The 16,128-nt window shown below is 66.0% G+C and carries 12 protein-coding genes; 8 read left to right on the forward strand and 4 right to left on the reverse strand.

Translation table 11 applies throughout. The features are described from left to right. Window positions 1-17 precede the first annotated feature (17 nt). The 5 genes from BFD71_RS26225 (at window position 18) to BFD71_RS26245 (ending at window position 6,259) form a co-directional block, all read left to right on the forward strand. The gene (locus BFD71_RS26225) at window positions 18-881 is read left to right on the forward strand and encodes a LysR substrate-binding domain-containing protein (protein WP_069267234.1); all 864 of its coding nucleotides are present in this window, start codon (window positions 18-20) and stop codon (window positions 879-881) included. A gap of 83 nt (window positions 882-964) precedes the next feature. Further along, a complete protein-coding gene (locus BFD71_RS26230) occupies window positions 965-1,354 on the forward strand; it encodes an NUDIX hydrolase (protein ID WP_069267235.1) in 390 nt (129 codons plus the stop codon). A gap of 209 nt (window positions 1,355-1,563) precedes the next feature. Continuing rightward, the gene (locus tag BFD71_RS26235) at window positions 1,564-4,503 is read left to right on the forward strand and encodes a molybdopterin oxidoreductase family protein (protein WP_069267236.1); all 2,940 of its coding nucleotides are present in this window, start codon (window positions 1,564-1,566) and stop codon (window positions 4,501-4,503) included. A 15-nt stretch (window positions 4,504-4,518) separates the two neighbouring features. Then, window positions 4,519-5,253 carry a 4Fe-4S dicluster domain-containing protein gene (locus BFD71_RS26240; protein WP_069267237.1) on the forward strand — a complete coding sequence of 245 codons (735 nt, stop codon included), beginning with the start codon at window positions 4,519-4,521 and terminating at the stop codon, window positions 5,251-5,253. A gap of 52 nt (window positions 5,254-5,305) precedes the next feature. Next, on the forward strand, window positions 5,306-6,259 hold the full coding sequence (locus BFD71_RS26245) for a dimethyl sulfoxide reductase anchor subunit family protein (RefSeq protein ID WP_069267238.1): 954 nt from the start codon (window positions 5,306-5,308) through the stop codon (window positions 6,257-6,259). On the opposite strand, the gene BFD71_RS26250 is transcribed toward BFD71_RS26245, so the two are convergent. Continuing rightward, on the reverse strand, window positions 6,247-7,044 hold the full coding sequence (locus BFD71_RS26250) for an IclR family transcriptional regulator (RefSeq protein ID WP_069267239.1): 798 nt from the start codon (window positions 7,042-7,044) through the stop codon (window positions 6,247-6,249). The two genes, BFD71_RS26245 and BFD71_RS26250, sit on opposite strands and share 13 nt — an antisense overlap. 216 nt (window positions 7,045-7,260) lie before the next feature. Here BFD71_RS26250 and sauS point away from each other — a divergent pair, with 216 nt between their 5' ends. Genes sauS through BFD71_RS26265 form a run of 3 tightly spaced genes read left to right on the forward strand, consistent with a single transcriptional unit; the run spans window position 7,261 to window position 11,820 of the window. Then, window positions 7,261-8,715, forward strand: a complete 1,455-nt coding sequence (sauS, locus tag BFD71_RS26255) for an acylating sulfoacetaldehyde dehydrogenase (protein ID WP_069267240.1) — start codon at window positions 7,261-7,263, stop codon at window positions 8,713-8,715. Further along, window positions 8,712-10,379 (forward strand): AMP-binding protein, encoded by a 1,668-nt coding sequence (locus tag BFD71_RS26260; protein ID WP_069267241.1) that lies wholly within the window; start codon window positions 8,712-8,714, stop codon window positions 10,377-10,379. Before sauS ends, BFD71_RS26260 begins: the two co-directional genes overlap by 4 nt. Before the next feature lie 58 nt (window positions 10,380-10,437). Beyond that, entirely contained in the window at window positions 10,438-11,820 is a 1,383-nt protein-coding gene (locus BFD71_RS26265) for an MFS transporter (protein WP_069267242.1), read from the forward strand. A gap of 97 nt (window positions 11,821-11,917) precedes the next feature. Here BFD71_RS26265 and BFD71_RS26270 read toward each other — a convergent pair whose 3' ends face one another. From BFD71_RS26270 to BFD71_RS26280, 3 genes are all read right to left on the reverse strand, one after another. Continuing rightward, entirely contained in the window at window positions 11,918-12,835 is a 918-nt protein-coding gene (locus BFD71_RS26270; protein ID WP_069267243.1) for an NAD(P)-dependent oxidoreductase, read from the reverse strand. 132 nt (window positions 12,836-12,967) lie between these two features. Next, window positions 12,968-14,287 (reverse strand): MFS transporter, encoded by a 1,320-nt coding sequence (locus BFD71_RS26275; protein ID WP_069267244.1) that lies wholly within the window; start codon window positions 14,285-14,287, stop codon window positions 12,968-12,970. Window positions 14,288-14,422: 135 nt separating this feature from the next. Further along, on the reverse strand, window positions 14,423-16,060 hold the full coding sequence (locus BFD71_RS26280; RefSeq protein ID WP_069267316.1) for a GMC family oxidoreductase: 1,638 nt from the start codon (window positions 16,058-16,060) through the stop codon (window positions 14,423-14,425). Between the last annotated feature and the right edge of the window lie 68 nt (window positions 16,061-16,128).

Here is a 16,128-nt window from a genome sequence, read left to right on the forward strand (position 1 = left end):
CCTCCCAGGGTGGCAACATGCATTACGCGCAATTGCGGGCATTTCATGCGGTGGCGGAGCAGGGCGGCTTTTCGAAGGCCGCCCGTGCGCTTGCGCTGACACAGCCGGCGATTTCCGATCACGTGCGGCGCCTCGAACAGGACTATGGCGTACGACTTTTCGAGCGCACCGCGCGGGGTGTCGAACCGACGGACCTCGGCCGGCGCCTCTACGCGGTGACGCGCCAGATGGTGGCCTGCGAGCGCGACGCCCGCCGCCTGCTCGAAGCCGCGGGCGAGCTCGAGTCGGGCGAGCTTTCCCTCGTTGCCGATGCACCGGACCTGGCGATGAGGCTGATCGGCGCGTTCCGGATGCGCCATCCGGGGATCGTGGTGAAACTCTCGGTGGCCAACGCGACCGAGTGCATGCAGCGCGTGCTGGCCGGTGTTGTCGATGCCGCGATCTCTGCCGCGCGGGTCGTGCATGCCGGCCTGGAAACGCGGGTGCTGTGCGAGGCGCCGCTTGCCGCCGTCGTTCCTGCCAGCAGCGCGCTCGCCACACAGGCAGCGCTCAGCTACGAGGCGCTCGTGCGCGAACCGATGATCTTCCGCGAGACGCAATCCGTCACGCAGCAACTGCTCGAAGCGGAGCTGGTGCGCAAGGGCCTGCAAGTGCGTCCCGTGCTGTACGTGGAAGGTCGCGAAGCATTGCAAACCGCCATCGCGCAGGGCGTTGGCGTGGGTGTCATCGCGCGCACCGAGTTCGGTGGCTCGCCGGGCGTCCGCGCGATTGCGCTTGCCGACTGCCGGGTGCGCATGATCGAGTCGCTGGCGCGGCTCGCCGACCGTCCGGCGTCGAACCTCCTCGATGCACTGTTTAGTACCGACCCCGTATCGACCTGACTTCGGGCTCGATGCTTGCTACCCGAGGCGGAACAACGATCGACTCATACGAAACAGATGGCCTCTATCATGAAACGCGAAGCATGAAAGAACGAGCAACTGTCGTGTGCTGGCAGCAAGGACGGATTCTCCTCGTTGAACGGGGGCGATCGCGATGGTCGCTGCCCGGCGGCACGATCCGGCGCGCGGAGTCGCCGGCGGACGCTGCCGTACGTGAACTCAATGAAGAGACGACGCTCGAGGGCTGCGAGCTGGGATACCTGTTCCAGTTTGGCGGACTCAACAAGCGGCACCACGTCTTTTTCTCCGTGCTGCACGACGACGCGAGACCTGTGCCGAATAACGAGATTCTAAGGTGCCGATGGTTTCGTCCGCAGAAGGTCTCGACACTGATTACCAGCGTGCCGACACGGGAAATCGTCGATCTCCTGTTCGGTCATGAAATCAAGCAAACCACGCTCGTGCGCGCGTAACGCGCTCTGCCGCCGAGCGGCCTCGCTGACCGCAGCGCTGTCCAGTCATCGAATCCAGACGCCAATCCCCGCGCATCGCCCGCAACTATCGGGCGGGCTGATGAATGAGATCGCAAATTGCGAGTTTTTCTATTTGCCGCTCATTTATACGATATTCATTGTCCGCACAGTGTTTGTGCGGCCGCACCGCAAGCGCATCTGGAGGAGCGATGGAACATCAGCCCCGCACGCAGAACGAAAAGCTCGAGGTCAAGACCACGACGTGCTACATGTGCGCGTGCCGCTGTGGCATACGCGTGCATCTTCGCGACGGCGAGGTTCGATATATCGACGGCAATCCCGAGCATCCGCTTAATCAGGGCGTAATCTGCGCCAAAGGCTCGTCGGGCATCATGAAGCAGTATTCGCCGGCGCGCCTCACGCAGCCGCTGCTGCGCAAACCGGACGCCTTGCGCGGCACCGCCCAGTTCGAGCCCATCTCGTGGGAAGCGGCGTTCGACATGCTGGAAAAGCGCCTCGCGCATTTGCGCGCGACCGACCCGAGGCAATTCGCGCTCTTCACGGGCCGCGACCAGATGCAGGCCCTCACAGGCTTGTTCGCCAAACAGTTCGGCACCCCAAACTATGCGGCGCACGGCGGCTTCTGCTCGGCGAACATGGCGGCCGGCATGATCTATACGATGGGCGGCTCGTTCTGGGAGTTCGGTGGGCCGGACCTCGACCGCGCGAGACTGTTCTTCATGATCGGCACGGCGGAGGACCATCACTCGAATCCGCTGAAGATTGCGATTTCGAAGTTCAAGCGCGCGGGCGGCCGCTTCATCGCCATCAATCCGATCCGCACGGGCTACGCGGCAATCGCCGATGAGTGGGTGCCGATCCGTCCCGGCACGGATGGTGCGCTGTTCATGGCGCTCATGCGTGAGCTGATCGAACAGAATGCGTATGACCGCGAGTTCGTCGAGCGCTATACGAATGCCGGTGAACTGCTCGATATGCGCGCCGACAGCGATACGTACGGCCTGTTCGTGCAGGACCCGGCGGTCGAAGTGCGCAATCCGCTGTTTCCGCAGAATCACCTCTGGTGGGACGCCGCGAGTCAGCGCGAAGTGCCGCATCATGCGCCGGGCGTGCGTCCCGCGCTGGAAGGGCGCTATACGCTCGCAGACGGCACGCCGGTCGCGCCATCGTTCGGGTTGCTGCGCGAGCAGGTTGCCGACTGCACGCCCGAGTGGGCGGCGCAGATCACCGGCATTCCCGCCGCCACGATCCGCCGGCTGGCTCAGGAAATGGCCGATGTCGCGCGCGATCAAAAGATCACGTTGCCGATTCAGTGGACCGACGCCTGGGGCGAAACGCACGAAACCGTGACGGGTGCGCCCATTGCCTTTCACGCCATGCGCGGGCTCGCCGCTCACTCGAACGGCTTTCAGTCGATACGCGGCCTCGCCGTGCTGATGTCGCTGCTCGGCACCATCGACCGGCCGGGCGGTTTCCGGCATAAGTCGCCTTACCCGCGCGCCGTGCCGCCTTCGGCGAAGCCGCCCAACAGCCCCGACGACGTGAAGCCGAACACGCCGCTCGCGAATGGTCCGCTGGGCTGGCCCGCCGCGCCGGAAGATCTGTTTATCGACGCCAAGGGCGAGCCCGTGCGCATCGACAAGGCGTTTTCGTGGGAGTATCCGCTCGCCGTGCATGGCTTGATGCATAGCGTCATTACGAACGCGTGGCGCGGCGATCCGTATCCCATCGATACGCTGTTGATCTTCATGGCCAACATGGCGTGGAATTCGTCGATGAACACGATGGAAGTCCGCAAGATGCTCGCGGACAAGCACGAGAACGGCGAGTACAAGATTCCGTTCATCGTGGTGTGCGATGCGTTCCAGTCGGAGATGACGGCCTTCGCCGATCTGATCCTGCCCGACACGACCTACCTCGAACGCCACGACGCGATGTCGATGCTCGACCGGCCCATTTCCGAATTCGATGGTCCGGTGGACTCCGTGCGCGTGCCGGTCGTCCCGCCGACGGGCGAATGCAAGCCGTTCCAGGAAGTGCTCGTCGAGCTGGCGAGCCGCCTGAAGCTGCCGGCTTTCACGACGCCCGAAGGCACGCGCAAATACCGCGACTATCCGGACTTCATCATCAATCACCAGACGGCGCCGGGCTCCGGCGTGGGCTTCCTGATCGGCTGGCGCGGCAAGGACGGCGAGAAGGCGCTGGTTGGCGAACCGAACCCGCGGCAGTGGGATGAGTATGCGAAGCACAACTGCGTCTACCACTACACGCTGCCCGAGTCGCTGCAGTACATGCGCAACTGCAACGGGCCTTATCTGGACTTCGCTGTCGAAAAGGGCTTTCGCAAGTTCAACGAGCCGATCGTCATCGCGCTTTACTCGGACGTGATGCAGAAGTTCCGGCTCGCCGCGCAGGGCAAGAGGAAGGGCCGGCAACCGCCCGAGCATTTGCGCGCGCGTATCGAGCAGTACTTCGACCCGCTGCCGTTCTGGCATCCGCCGCTCGAGCACGACGCGACCGATCACGCGCAGTATCCGCTCGCGGCCGTCACGCAGCGTCCCATGGCGATGTACCACTCGTGGGACTCGCAGAACGCCTGGCTGCGGCAGATTCATGGCGAGAACTATCTGTACATGAATCCGCGCACGGCGGCGGCGCAGGGCATCGAGGACGGCGGCTGGATCTACGTCGAATCGCAATGGGGCAAGGTGCGCTGCCTCGCGCGCTACAGCGAGGCGGTCGAGCCCGGCACGGTCTGGACGTGGAACGCCATCGGCAAGTCGGCGGGCGCGTGGAATCTCGGACCCGACGCGAACGAATCGCAGCGCGGCTTCCTGCTGAACCACCTGATCGCCGACGAGATTCCCGTCAAACGCGCCGATCACACGCGCACGTCGAACTCCGATCCGATCACGGGGCAGGCCGCATGGTACGACGTGCGCGTGCGCATCTATCCGGCGGAGGCGCACGCCGACCACACGCTGCCGCAGTTCGCCCCCATGCCCGCGCTGCCGGGCGCCGTCGGCACCAGCGGCGCGGGAGGCCTCGTCCATCGCGTCGCGCAGGCGTATTTCGCCGGGCGCGGCGAGTTTGCCGCGCGGCTTGCGAAAGCCGCGCAACGCAAGTGAAACGGAGAGCATGCGATGACACAGATGGCGCTCGTGATCGATCTGAACGTCTGCGTGGGTTGCCACGCGTGCGTGACGAGCTGCAAGGAATGGAACACGTCGGGCGAGGCGGGCAGTCTCGCCGACTTTCGCCCGTATGACGCCGATCCGTCGGGCACGTTCTTCAACCGGGTGCAGACGTTCGAAGCGGGCGAGTTTCCGCTTGCCGACACCGTTCATTTTCCCAAGTCCTGCCTGCACTGCGAGGACCCGCCGTGCGTGCCGGTCTGTCCGACCGGGGCAAGCTACAAGCGCAAGGAAGACGGCCTCGTGCTGGTCGACTACGACCGCTGCATCGGCTGCAAGTACTGCGCGTGGGCCTGCCCCTACGGCGCGCGCGAAATCGACGAAGCGCGCAAGGAAATGACCAAGTGCACGCTGTGCTCCGACCGCATCTACAACGAAGCGCTGCCAGAGCGCGACCGCAAGCCCGCGTGCGTGCTGGCGTGCCCGACCTCGGCGCGCCTATTTGGCGACATTCACGATCCGGAGTCGGTCGTGTCGAAGGCGATCCGCGAACGGGGCGGCTATCAGCTGATGCCCGAGTGGGGAACCCGGCCGTCGAATCACTATCTGCCGCGTCAACCGGTGACGTCCTGCGGCAGCGGCTCGTGTTCGTGCAAGACAGCGGGCGCGGGGGAGACCGAAACGCTGGAAACGCAGGTCGAACACGGCGCGCTCAATCTCGCGTCGATCGCCACGCGCGTATGAGCACGTCAGCGCGCCCGCATGGCGCACCCCGAATCGTAGAGTGGAGAACGGTATGAATCCGGCATTTTCCGTGGTGTTTCTCACCACGCTGAGCGGTGCGGGCCAGGGCTTGCTGATCGCGCTCGTCGGCGTGGAGCTGGCGCAACGGCTCGGCTTCGGCGACGTGGCAGCGGTTCCGGCGATGTTCTATGTCGTCGGTGCGGCGCTTTCGTGCGCGCTGGCCGCATTGGGGCTCGTGGCGTCGTTCTTCCATCTCGGCCATCCCGAGCGGGCATGGCGGGCCATTGCGATGTGGCGCACGTCGTGGCTTTCGCGCGAATGTCTTTGCCTTCCCGCGTTTCTGGCCTGCACGTTTGCCTATGGTCTCGCGCACCTGCTAGGGGCCCCGTTTTCCCTGGCAATAGGGGGCGTGGCTGTCGTCGCGAGCCTGCTGCTGTTCGTGTGCACCGCGATGATCTACGCCTGCCTGCGCTTTCTCCAGGAATGGGCGACGCCGCTCACGCTGGTCAATTTCGTCTTGCTCGGCTGCGCGTCCGGCTTCACGCTCGCAACCGCGTGCGCCGCGAGATTCGCACCGGCCATGGCGGTGCCGCTCGCCGTCTGCGCGTGCGTGTTGACGCTGGCGGGCTGCGCGTCGCGCACGGCCTCGCTGGTCCGCAATGCGCGTCTGCGTCCGAAATCGACTGTGCAAAGTGCGACCGGCATTCGCGCGGCACATGTCGAGCAGAAGTCGCGGGGATTTACGGCGGGCGCTTTCAATCTGCGCGAGTTCTTTCACGGCAAGACGCCAGGCGCGCTCAAACGCATCAAGTGGACGTTCCTGATCGCGGCGTTCCTCGCTCCTTTCTGCCTCGTGGCGATCGGCGGCGGCATTCGATCCGTTGGACTCTCGTTCGCGGTGTTTTGCCTGGCGACTGTGATTCAGTACGCGGGCCTGGTGGCGGAGCGCTGGTTTTTCTTTGCTGAAGCGCGGCATCCGCAGAATCTCTACTATCAGCGTTCATAATTCGCACGCTCCACGTCCCTGTACTCGCGGAACGTTTTCGCGGTTTCCGTTGCGGCATGCCTCAGGTCGGGCACGAAGGCGAGCAGGTCGTCGAGCGCGACGCGCCCAACCGGCGCCTGGACGGCGATTGCCGCGCACGCACGGTTGCGGTCCAGCATCACGGGCACCGCAATCGCGATCAAGCCCTGTAAATGCTCCTGATTGTTGATCGCGAGCTGGCGGCGGCGCGTCACCGCTAGTTCTTTGCGCAACGCTTCGCGGTCGGTGATCGTTTGCTCCGAGTGGGCGCGCAGCGGCAGCGTATCGATCATGCGGTCGCGCCGCTCCTTGGGCAAAAAGCTCAGTAGCAGCTTGCCGCTCGCCGAACAGTGCAGCGGCACGTGCGAGCCCGGCTGCAGATGCATGCGCAGCGGCCATTCGGTCTCCACGCGGTCGACATAGACCACGTCGTTGCCGGCGAGCATGGTGAGATTGCAGGTCTCGCCAATCTTTTCGACCAGCTGCTCGAGCAGCAAGTGCCGCGCCGCCGCCGGCCCCGCGTGCATCAGCACGTTCACCGCCATCATTCTCACGCGCGCCGAACATTCGTAGAGCTTGTCGTTGGCGCCGCGTGTGACGAGCCATGCGTCGGTGAGCTGGGCCAGGATGCGGTGCACCGTCTGCTTGGGCAAGCCGAGCGCATCGACCAGATCCGTCATCGCCAAAGGACGGCCCGCCTGGGCTAGCGTTTCCAGCACGCGAAACGCGCGCACTGCCGCCGCATTCGATTGGTTCGAGGTGGACACGCTTGTCTCCTGCGTCGCTTGCCTTGTGCGGTCGACGCTAGCTTCCCGTCATTGTGCATCTTCCAATGCGATTTTCGGGACTGGTGAAAGTCCCGAAAATCGCATATTCCGCGCCTTGATAGTCGTGTGTCTGCGATTGCGCGGGAATCGGGACTCGCATTCATGCGCCGATGAATAGATTGGCAGTACAGCCAATTATTTGATCGGAGCGCGCCGATGAATGTGAGAGAGACCGTCGCCAACGCCGCCGGTGCGGGCAAACCCGAAGCGCCCGCGCCGCAGATCGCCGCGCTCGTGGCGCGCGCGCGTGCCGCGCAGCAAGCGTTCGAGTTCGCCGGGCAGGCAACCCTGGACACCGCTGCAGCAGCCGCCGCCTGGGCGATCATGGAGCCCGGCCGAAACCGAGAGCTAGCCGAGCTGGCGGTGCGCGACACGGGACTCGGGAACGCCGACGACAAGTTCCGCAAGAACTACCGCAAGACGCTCGGGCTGCTGCGCGACCTGCATGGGAAAAAGACCTGCGGCGTGATTGCGCGTGACGAGGCCACAGGCATCGTCGAAATCGCGCGCGCGGTGGGGGTAGTCGCGGCGATCACGCCCTCCACCAATCCGGCCGCGACGCCCGCCAACAAGATCGTCAACGCGCTCAAATGCGGCAATGCGGTGATCGTCGCGCCTTCGCCGAAGGGCTATGGCGCGTGCGAGGCGCTCATCGGCTTCATCCACGCCCAGTTCGCCAAGGCGGGGCTGGACCCGGCGCTCGTGCAGATGCTGCCCGCGCCCGTGGACAAGGCCGCCACCGCGGCCCTGATGCGCGAGGCCGACCTCGTCGTCGCGACGGGCTCTCAGGCCAATGTGCGCATGGCCTACGCCAGCGGCACGCCGGCCTTTGGCGTAGGGGCCGGCAACGTGGCGTCGATCGTGACGCGTACGGCGAACCTGCGCGATGCGGCGCACAAGATCGCCGCGTCGAAGACCTTCGACAACGCGACGAGCTGCTCGTCGGAGAACAGCGTCGTGATCGACGAGGCGGTCTACGACGCGATGCTGCACGAACTCGCCGCCTGTGGCGGCGTGCTGCTCGACGCGCAGCAAAAGGCGCAATTGCAGGCGGCGATGTGGACCGACGGCAAGCTCTCGTCGCGTTGCACCGCTAAATCCGCGGCGCAGATCGCGCGCGCCGCCGGCCTCGACGAGGTGGCAGAGGTCGCGGCGCACACAGGCGCGTTCCTGATGGTCGAGGAGAGCGGCTTCGGCGCGGCGCACCCGTTTTCGGGCGAAAAGCTCGCGCCGGTGCTCACGGTCTATCGCGCGCGCGATTTCGACGCTGCGGCGGATATCGTGCGCAGCCTCTACGCGTATATGGGAGCGGGTCACTCGGTCGGCCTGCACACCGACGACCCGGATGAAGCGGTGACGCTCGGTTCGACGCTGCCGGTGGCGCGCGTGATCGTCAACCAGGCGCATTGCTTCGCGACGGGCGGCAACTTCGACAACGGCCTGCCGTTCTCGCTCTCGATGGGCTGTGGGACCTGGGGGCGCAACAACTTCTCGGACAATCTCGGCTTTCGCCAGTACCTGAATGTCACGCGCGTGGCGTACCCCATCACGGAGCGCGTTCCCGAGCTCGACACCTTGCTCGGCGACTATTTCCGGAGGTTCGGCCCATGAGCGCGCCCGCCACGATCCGCGCGCTGATCGAAACCCGCGCCGCACAGTATCCGGACAAGCCCTTCCTGCTGGCCGCGCCCGACGAAGGCGCCAGCGAAGACGCCGGCGCAGTCGCCGAGAGCGCCACGGCAGGCGCGACGTTGACCTTTGGCGCGCTGCTCGAGCGTTGCCGCACGCTCGAGAGCCGCTTTCGCGACGCCGGCCTCAAGCCGGGCGATGTCGTTTCGGTCCTGATGGGCAACAGCATCCAGACTGCCACGCTGCTGCTCGGCGCGATGTACAGCGGACTGATCGCGCATCCGCTCAACCTGCTTTGCCAGGCGTCCCAGCTCGCCTATATCGTCGAGCACTCGGATACGCGGATGATCTTCGCGAGCGCGCAGACCAGCGGCGCGCTCGAAGCGGCGCTCGCCGCGCTGCGCGAGCAGGGCATGTCGCGCCACATCGCGCTCGTGCGCACGCAGCCGGATGCCGTTGCGTTGCCGGTGCTGCCCGCACTCGAAACTGTGGCCGCCCATGAGGCGAGCGCTGTGCCGGCGGCGGCGAGCCTCGCGGGCCTCCCGGCCCTGGAATCCGCGCCCGTGGAAGAAGCCCGGTCCGGGCCCGATGCGGCCGACATCGCCCTGCTGATGTACACCTCGGGCACGACCGGCGCGCCCAAGGGCGTGCTGCTCAGCCACGCAAGCCTCCATGCGAACGCGCGCAACATCAGCCTCGAGCACCGGCTCGCCGACGACGACCGCGTGCTGGCATCGCTGCCGCTCTATCACATCAACGGGCTCGTCGTGACCTTGCTTGCGCCGCTCTGGCACGCGGGCTCGGTCGTGCTGACGCCGCGTTTCTCCGGGCGCACGTTCTGGCGCGACGCCGCCAGCTACGGCTGCACGTGGATCAACGTGGTGCCGACCATCGTCGCCTATCTCCTCAACGGCGACGAACCGAGCGGACTCGACCTCTCGGCGCTCAAGTTCTGCCGCAGCGCGTCGGCTGCGCTGCCCGCCGACCATCATCGCGCGTTCGAGGCGCGCTTCGGCATCGGTGTTATCGAAACGATGGGGATGACCGAGACCGCCGCGCCTGTCTTTAGCAATCCGTACGATGCATCGCGGCGCCGCATTGGCAGCATCGGGCTGCCATCGGGCGGCGAAGCACGCGTGATCGACCGTGACGGCCGTGAATGCGGACCGAACGAGTGCGGCGAAATCGTGCTGCGCGGCGCCCAGGTCATGCGCGGCTACTACAAGCGCGGCGAGGACACGGCGAAGGCGTTCACCGCCGACGGCTGGCTGCGCACCGGCGACCTGGGCTATCGCGACGACGAAGGCTACTTCTATATCAATGGCCGCTCGAAGGAACTGATCATCAAGGGCGGCGAGAACATCGCGCCGCGCGAGATCGACGAGGCGCTGCTGCGCCATCCGGGCGTGCTCGACGCGGCGGCCGTCGGCGTGCCCGACCCCGCCTATGGACAGGAGATCGTCGCGTTCGTGGTGGCGCGCGAGGCGCACTGGCAGGGCGCGCCCGACGCGGACGCTCTGCGCGAGCACTGCCTGCGCGAACTGGGCCGCTACAAAACCCCAAAAGAATTCCGCTTCGTGAACGAACTGCCGCGCGGCCCCTCGGGGAAGGTCCAGCGGCTGAAGCTCGTGACGCCCTCGGGCTGAGACACGACTAGACGCATCCGACCTGGCGACACAAAAGAGAGACTCAGGAGACGACGACATGAAGCAGCACGCCCAGCGCGTCAAGACGCGCCATATCATTCTCGCAGTCATGTGCCTGATGTACTTTATTTCGTACATCGACCGCGTGAACATCGCGGTCGCGGGCCCGCTGATCCGCCACGAAATGGGCCTGAGCGCGGTACAGCTCGGCCTGGTATTTTCCGCATTCGCCTATCCCTATGCCGTCATGCAAATCATCGGCGGCTGGCTTTCGGACAAGTTCGGTCCGAAGCTCGTGCTCACCGTGCTTTCGTTGATCTGGGGCGCGGCGACGCTCGCCACGGGCTTTGCCGGCAGCGTCGCGATGCTGGTGGGGCTGCGCTTCGCGCTCGGCGTGGGCGAGGGCGGGGCGTTCCCCGCGGCCACGCGCGCTTTCACGTACTGGATGCCGGTGGGCGAACGCGGCTTCGCGCAGGGCATCACACACAGCTTCGCGCGCCTGGGCGGCGCGGTCACGCCGCCGCTCGTGCTCGCGGTGGTCGTGGCAGGGGGCTGGCGCGACGCGTTCATCCTGCTCGGCATCGCGAGCCTCATGTGGACGGTGCTCTATCTGTTCGTGTTCACGAATTCGCCCGAACAGAACCGGCGCGTCACACCCGAAGAGACCGCCGAGATCGGCTATTGCAAGGGCGACTGCGACCGCGCGAAGCGCGCGGCGACACCGTGGCGCAAGCTCGTGCGGCGCATGTGGCTCGTCACGTTCGTCGACTTCTGCTATGGCTGGCTGTTGTGGGTCTATCTCACGTGGCTGCCGTCGTATCTGAAGGAGTCGCGCGGCTTCGACCTCAAGCAGCTCGCGCTGTTCACGGCGCTGCCGCTGCTCGCGGGCGTGGTGGGCGATACGCTCGGCGGCGTGGTCTCCGACCGGATCTACAAGTGGACGGGCCGGCTGCGCTTCGCGCGCTGCTCGGTGCTCGTGACGGGCATGGGCGGCTCGCTCATTTTCCTGCTGCCGATGGTGTCTGTCGCGAACCCGATAGTCGCGGTGCTCTACCTCTCCGCTTCGTTCTTCTTCCTGGAGATCACGAATCCGGTGCTGTGGACGCTGCCGCTCGATATCGCCGGCAAGTACGCGGGTACGGCGGGCGGCATGATGAACACGGGCTTCGGCATTGCGGGGATGGTGTCGCCGGTCGTGTTCGGCTACCTGATCCAGCACACCGGCAGCTACAACGTGCCGTTCATGATCTCGGCGGGATTGCTGGCGCTGGGCATCGTCGCGGCGCTCTTCATCGATACCTCACGCACGGTCGAGGCCGACGAGGAACGCGAGCGGCGCATGGGCCCGGAAGAGGCAGGGGCCTTCGCGTTCCTCGACAGCATGCCGGCGGTGCGGCTCGAACGGCACACACTGCGGCGCCCGCTGCGCTGGTGGCGCTGAGCCTCGCGGGGTGCGAGGCGTGAGGCAGGGCATGCGGCGGCCCTGAATGCACCCAGCGGCTTCCGGTGCCTTGCGAGGGCCGCCGCGCGGGTACGTCTTATGCGCCGCCGTCGAGCTTGCGCAGACGCCAGATGAGACTCGACGTGTCGAAGCGGCTGCCGCCCAGGCGCTGCACGTCGCCGTAGAACTGGTCGACGAGCGCCGTGACCGGCAGCGCCGCGCCGTTGCGCTTCGCTTCGTCGAGGCAGAAGCCGAGGTCCTTGCGCATCCAGTCCACGGCGAAGCCGAAGTCGAACTTGTTGGCCATCATGGTCTTGCCGCGGTTGTCCATCTGCCAGCTCGCGGCGGCGCCCTTGCCGATCACGTCGAGCACGAGCGCCATGTCGAGCCCGGCGCGCTCGCCGAAGTTGATCGCCTCGGAAAGCCCCTGCACGAGGCCCGCGATGCAGATCTGATTGACCATTTTGGCGAGCTGGCCGGCGCCCGCCGCGCCCACCAGCGTCACGGCCGCCCCGTAGTGGGCGAGCGTGGGCTTCGCGCGCTCGAAGGCCGCGGCTTCGCCGCCGCACATGATCGTGAGCTTGCCGTTCTGGGCGCCCGCCTGGCCGCCCGACACGGGCGCGTCGATGAAATGTAGGCCATGTTCGGCGGCTTGGGCCGAAAGCTCGCGCGCCACGTTGGCGGAGGCGGTCGTGTGGTCGGCAAACACGGCGTCGCGCGCCATGCCGGCGAAGGCGCCGTCCGTGCCGAGCGTGATGCTGCGCAGGTCGTCGTCGTTGCCGACGCAGGCGAGCACCAGATCGGCGCCCTGGGCCGCTTCGCGCGGCGTGGCGGCCGCGCGGCCGCCGTATTCGGCGACCCATTGCGCGGCCTTTTCAGCGGTGCGGTTGTAGACCGTGACGTCGAGCCCGGCCTTGGCGAGATGACCGGCCATGGGATGGCCCATCACGCCAAGGCCCAGGAACGCGACACGGCGTACCGGATTGGGGGCGGACGAGGATACGGATTGGCTCACAGTGGCTCCTTGGGGTGGGGTTTGAGGCTGGGGCGCTCTCATTATCTCAGCTATCGGCGCGGCGCCTGGGCGGCGTCGGCACGAGGCGGCGCCGGCCTGGACTCAACCTGGACTCAAGGATAGGGCCCCTCTTCACCGCGCCCCGCTGATGGCGAGATGCCGCGTGTGATGGCGGCGACCCACCCAGGCGGCCGAGAGTGCGCTCACGAGACCCGCGAACATCGTGTAGAGGCAGATGAGCCACGGATCGCCGCCGTTGCGCTGCAAGAGCCAGGTCGCGATGATCGGGCTGATGCCGCTCGCGAAGATGCCGGAGAACTGATAGACGAACGAGATGCCGGAGTAGCGCACGTTGGCATCGAACAGCTCCGCGAAGAGCGCCGCCTCGGGCCCGTAGACCGAAGCGTAAATGACGCCCAGCGGAATGATCACGGCGATCCACACGAACACCGGCGAGCCGGCGCTGTGCTTCATGAGCCAGAAGCCGAAGAACGACGACAAGCCCGTGAAGAGCGAGCCCCAGAAGTAGATGCGCGTCCTGCCGACGCGGTCCGAAAGGCGGCCAAAAAACGGAATCGTGAAGATCATCGTGAAAGCGGCCGCCATCACGGCGAGCAGGGCGTCGGTGCGCGAGAGCTTGAGCGTCTGCGTGAGATAAGCGATCGTGAAAACGGCGAAGACGTTGAAGAACACACCGTCGATGAAGCGTGCGCCCATGCCGGCGAGCACGTTGCCGGGATAGCGGCTGAGCACCTCGGCGATCGGCACGCGGACTTCGGCGCCCTGTTGCTTCACGCGTTCGAACTCCGGTGTTTCCAGCACACGCAGGCGGATATACATGCCGATCGCCACGAGCGCGAAGGAAAGGAAGAACGCCACGCGCCAGCCCCACGCGAGAAACTGCGCATTGCTGAGCACGGACGAAAGCAGGGCGACCACGCCCGACGCGAGGCAGAGCCCGATCGCGAGACCGATCTGCGGAATGCTCGCATAGAGGCCGCGCTTGCCTTCGGGCGCGTATTCGAACGACATCAGCACGGCGCCGCCCCATTCGCCGCCAAGGCCCAGGCCCTGCGCAACACGCAGGACGAGCAGCAGCGCGGGCGCCCACAGGCCGATCTGCGCATAGGTCGGCACGGTGCCGATCAACACGGTGGCGACGCCCATGATCGACAGCGTCAAGATCAGCATGCTTTTGCGGCCGAGCCGATCGCCGAAGTGACCGAACACGATGCCGCCGAGCGGACGGCTCAGGAAGCCCACCGCGAAGGTGCCGTAGGCGAGCATCGTCGAGATGAGGGGATCGCCGCTCGGGAAATAGAGCTTGTTGAAGACGATGCCGGCGACGACGCCGTAGAGGAAGAAGTCGTACCACTCGATGGTCGCGCCGATCAGGCTCGCGACGACCACGCGCCTCATCTGCCTGGCGTCGGTGCGGGGCAATGCGTTCATGGCTGTCTCCTTTTTGGGCGCACCCGGTGCGGTGCGGCTCCTTGAAAAGCAGATTTTTTCGTCAGGTATCCTTTGTTTGCTGCGTGTCGCTTCGGTGCTGCATGGACTACTTGCTTGAGCCACTGCGTGTGGGCTTCAGGGGTGGGCCTCGGCATGCTCCCGTTGCGGCTCGGTGAGGCTCGCGTGGTCCTCGAGAATCATATCGGCGGCTTTCTCCGCGATCATGATCACGGGGGCGTTGGTGTTGCCTGAGACGAGCTCGGGCATGATCGACGCGTCGACGACGCGCAGCGCAGCGACGCCATGCACACGCAGGCGTTCGTCGACGACCGCGCTCGCGTCGCGGCCCATCTTGCAGGTGCCCGCGGGGTGATAGATGGACTGGCTGAACTGGCGCGCCGCATCGAGCAATTCGGCATCGCTTTGATACCGCTCGCCGGGCACGAACTCGGACACGATGTGCGGCGCAAGCGCCGGCGCGGCGGCGATGCGGCGCGCCACCCGAATGCCGCCGATCACGACGGGATGGTCGCGCGGATCGGACAGGTAGTTGGCGCGGATGGCGGGGTACTGGAGCGGGTCGGTGGAGCGGATTTCGACGCTGCCGCGGCTATGGGGCCGCAACTGGCAGACGGACGCCGTGAACGCCGAAAAGGGATGCGCGCCCTGGCCGGGCTTGTCGGCACTCAGCGGCTGCATGTGGAACTGGATGTCGGGGCGCTCGACCGCGGGGTTGGAGCGCGTGAAGATCGCCACCTGGCTGGCCGCCAGCGTGAGCGGCCCGGTGCGCCAGAGCGCGTATTGCAGGCCGATCCACGCCTTGCGCAACGGATGGTTGACCTCGTCGTTGAGCGTGCGTTCGCGCGTGCGGAACACGAGCCGCACCTGAAGATGGTCCTGCAGGTTCTGACCGACGCCCGGCAAATCGTGCAGCACGGCAACGCCCGCATTGCGCAAGACGTGCGCAGGGCCCACTCCGGAGTGCTGAAGAATTTGCGGCGAACCGATCGCACCCGAAGCAAGAATGACCTCGATGCGCGCCCGTGCGCGCTTTTTCACGCCGTCCTGCAGATACTCCACGCCGACCGCGCGGCGCCCTTCGCACAGGATCCGGGTCGTCTGCGCCCGCGTTTCCACGATCAGATTGCTGCGTTTGCGTGCCGGTTTGAGAAAGCCCTTCGCGGTGCTCCAGCGAAAGCCGTTATAGGCCGTCTGCTGAAAGTAGCCGACCCCTTCCTGGAACTCGCCGTTGTAGTCCTGATTGAGCGGGATGCCGATTTCCTGTGCGGCGGCGATGAAATGATCGGCGATGGGGCGGCGCAAGCGCAGGTCGGAGACTTTCAGCGGTCCACCTACGCCGTGCCACGCGTTCGCGCCGCGCTCCTGGTCTTCGGACTTCCTGAAATACGGGAGAACGTCCGCATAACTCCAGCCGCGATTGCCGAGCGCCGCCCAACGATCGTAGTCCTCACGCTGCCCGCGCACGTAGAGCAGGCCGTTTAGCGAACTCGATCCGCCGAGCACTTTGCCACGCGGCCAGTCGATCTGCCGGCCGGCCACGCCTTCGTCCGGCTCGGTGCGATAGCACCAGTCGAGCGTGGGGTTGTGCATGGTCTTGAAGTACCCGACCGGCACGTGGATCCACGGATTGTTGTCCTCGCCACCCGCTTCGAGCAGCAGCACGGCGTTGCGCGCGTCGGCACTGAGCCGGTGGGCAAGCACGCAACCGGCCGATCCGGCGCCGACGATCAGGTAGTCGACCTCATGGTCCATGAATCCCGTCTCCTCGAAATCCAGGGGCGGCATGACGCGCCGCGTTTTCGGATCAATGTCGGGGAAGG

The organism is Paraburkholderia nodosa (assembly GCF_001718195.1).
GTDB lineage: Bacteria > Pseudomonadota > Gammaproteobacteria > Burkholderiales > Burkholderiaceae > Paraburkholderia > Paraburkholderia nodosa_A.

Excerpts from the sequence above, each read along its gene's own strand:
- BFD71_RS26260 (WP_069267241.1), top strand. The coding sequence starts at position 8,712 with ATGAGCGCGCCCGCCACGATCCGCGCGCTGATCGAAACCCGCGCCGCA.
- BFD71_RS26225 (WP_069267234.1), top strand. The coding sequence starts at position 18 with ATGCATTACGCGCAATTGCGGGCATTTCATGCGGTGGCGGAGCAGGGC.
- BFD71_RS26230 (WP_069267235.1), top strand. The coding sequence starts at position 965 with ATGAAAGAACGAGCAACTGTCGTGTGCTGGCAGCAAGGACGGATTCTC.
- BFD71_RS26240 (WP_069267237.1), top strand. The coding sequence starts at position 4,519 with ATGACACAGATGGCGCTCGTGATCGATCTGAACGTCTGCGTGGGTTGC.
- sauS (WP_069267240.1), top strand. The coding sequence starts at position 7,261 with ATGAATGTGAGAGAGACCGTCGCCAACGCCGCCGGTGCGGGCAAACCC.
- BFD71_RS26245 (WP_069267238.1), top strand. The coding sequence starts at position 5,306 with ATGAATCCGGCATTTTCCGTGGTGTTTCTCACCACGCTGAGCGGTGCG.
- BFD71_RS26265 (WP_069267242.1), top strand. The coding sequence starts at position 10,438 with ATGAAGCAGCACGCCCAGCGCGTCAAGACGCGCCATATCATTCTCGCA.
- BFD71_RS26280 (WP_069267316.1), bottom strand. The coding sequence starts at position 16,060 with ATGGACCATGAGGTCGACTACCTGATCGTCGGCGCCGGATCGGCCGGT.
- BFD71_RS26235 (WP_069267236.1), top strand. The coding sequence starts at position 1,564 with ATGGAACATCAGCCCCGCACGCAGAACGAAAAGCTCGAGGTCAAGACC.
- BFD71_RS26275 (WP_069267244.1), bottom strand. The coding sequence starts at position 14,287 with ATGAACGCATTGCCCCGCACCGACGCCAGGCAGATGAGGCGCGTGGTC.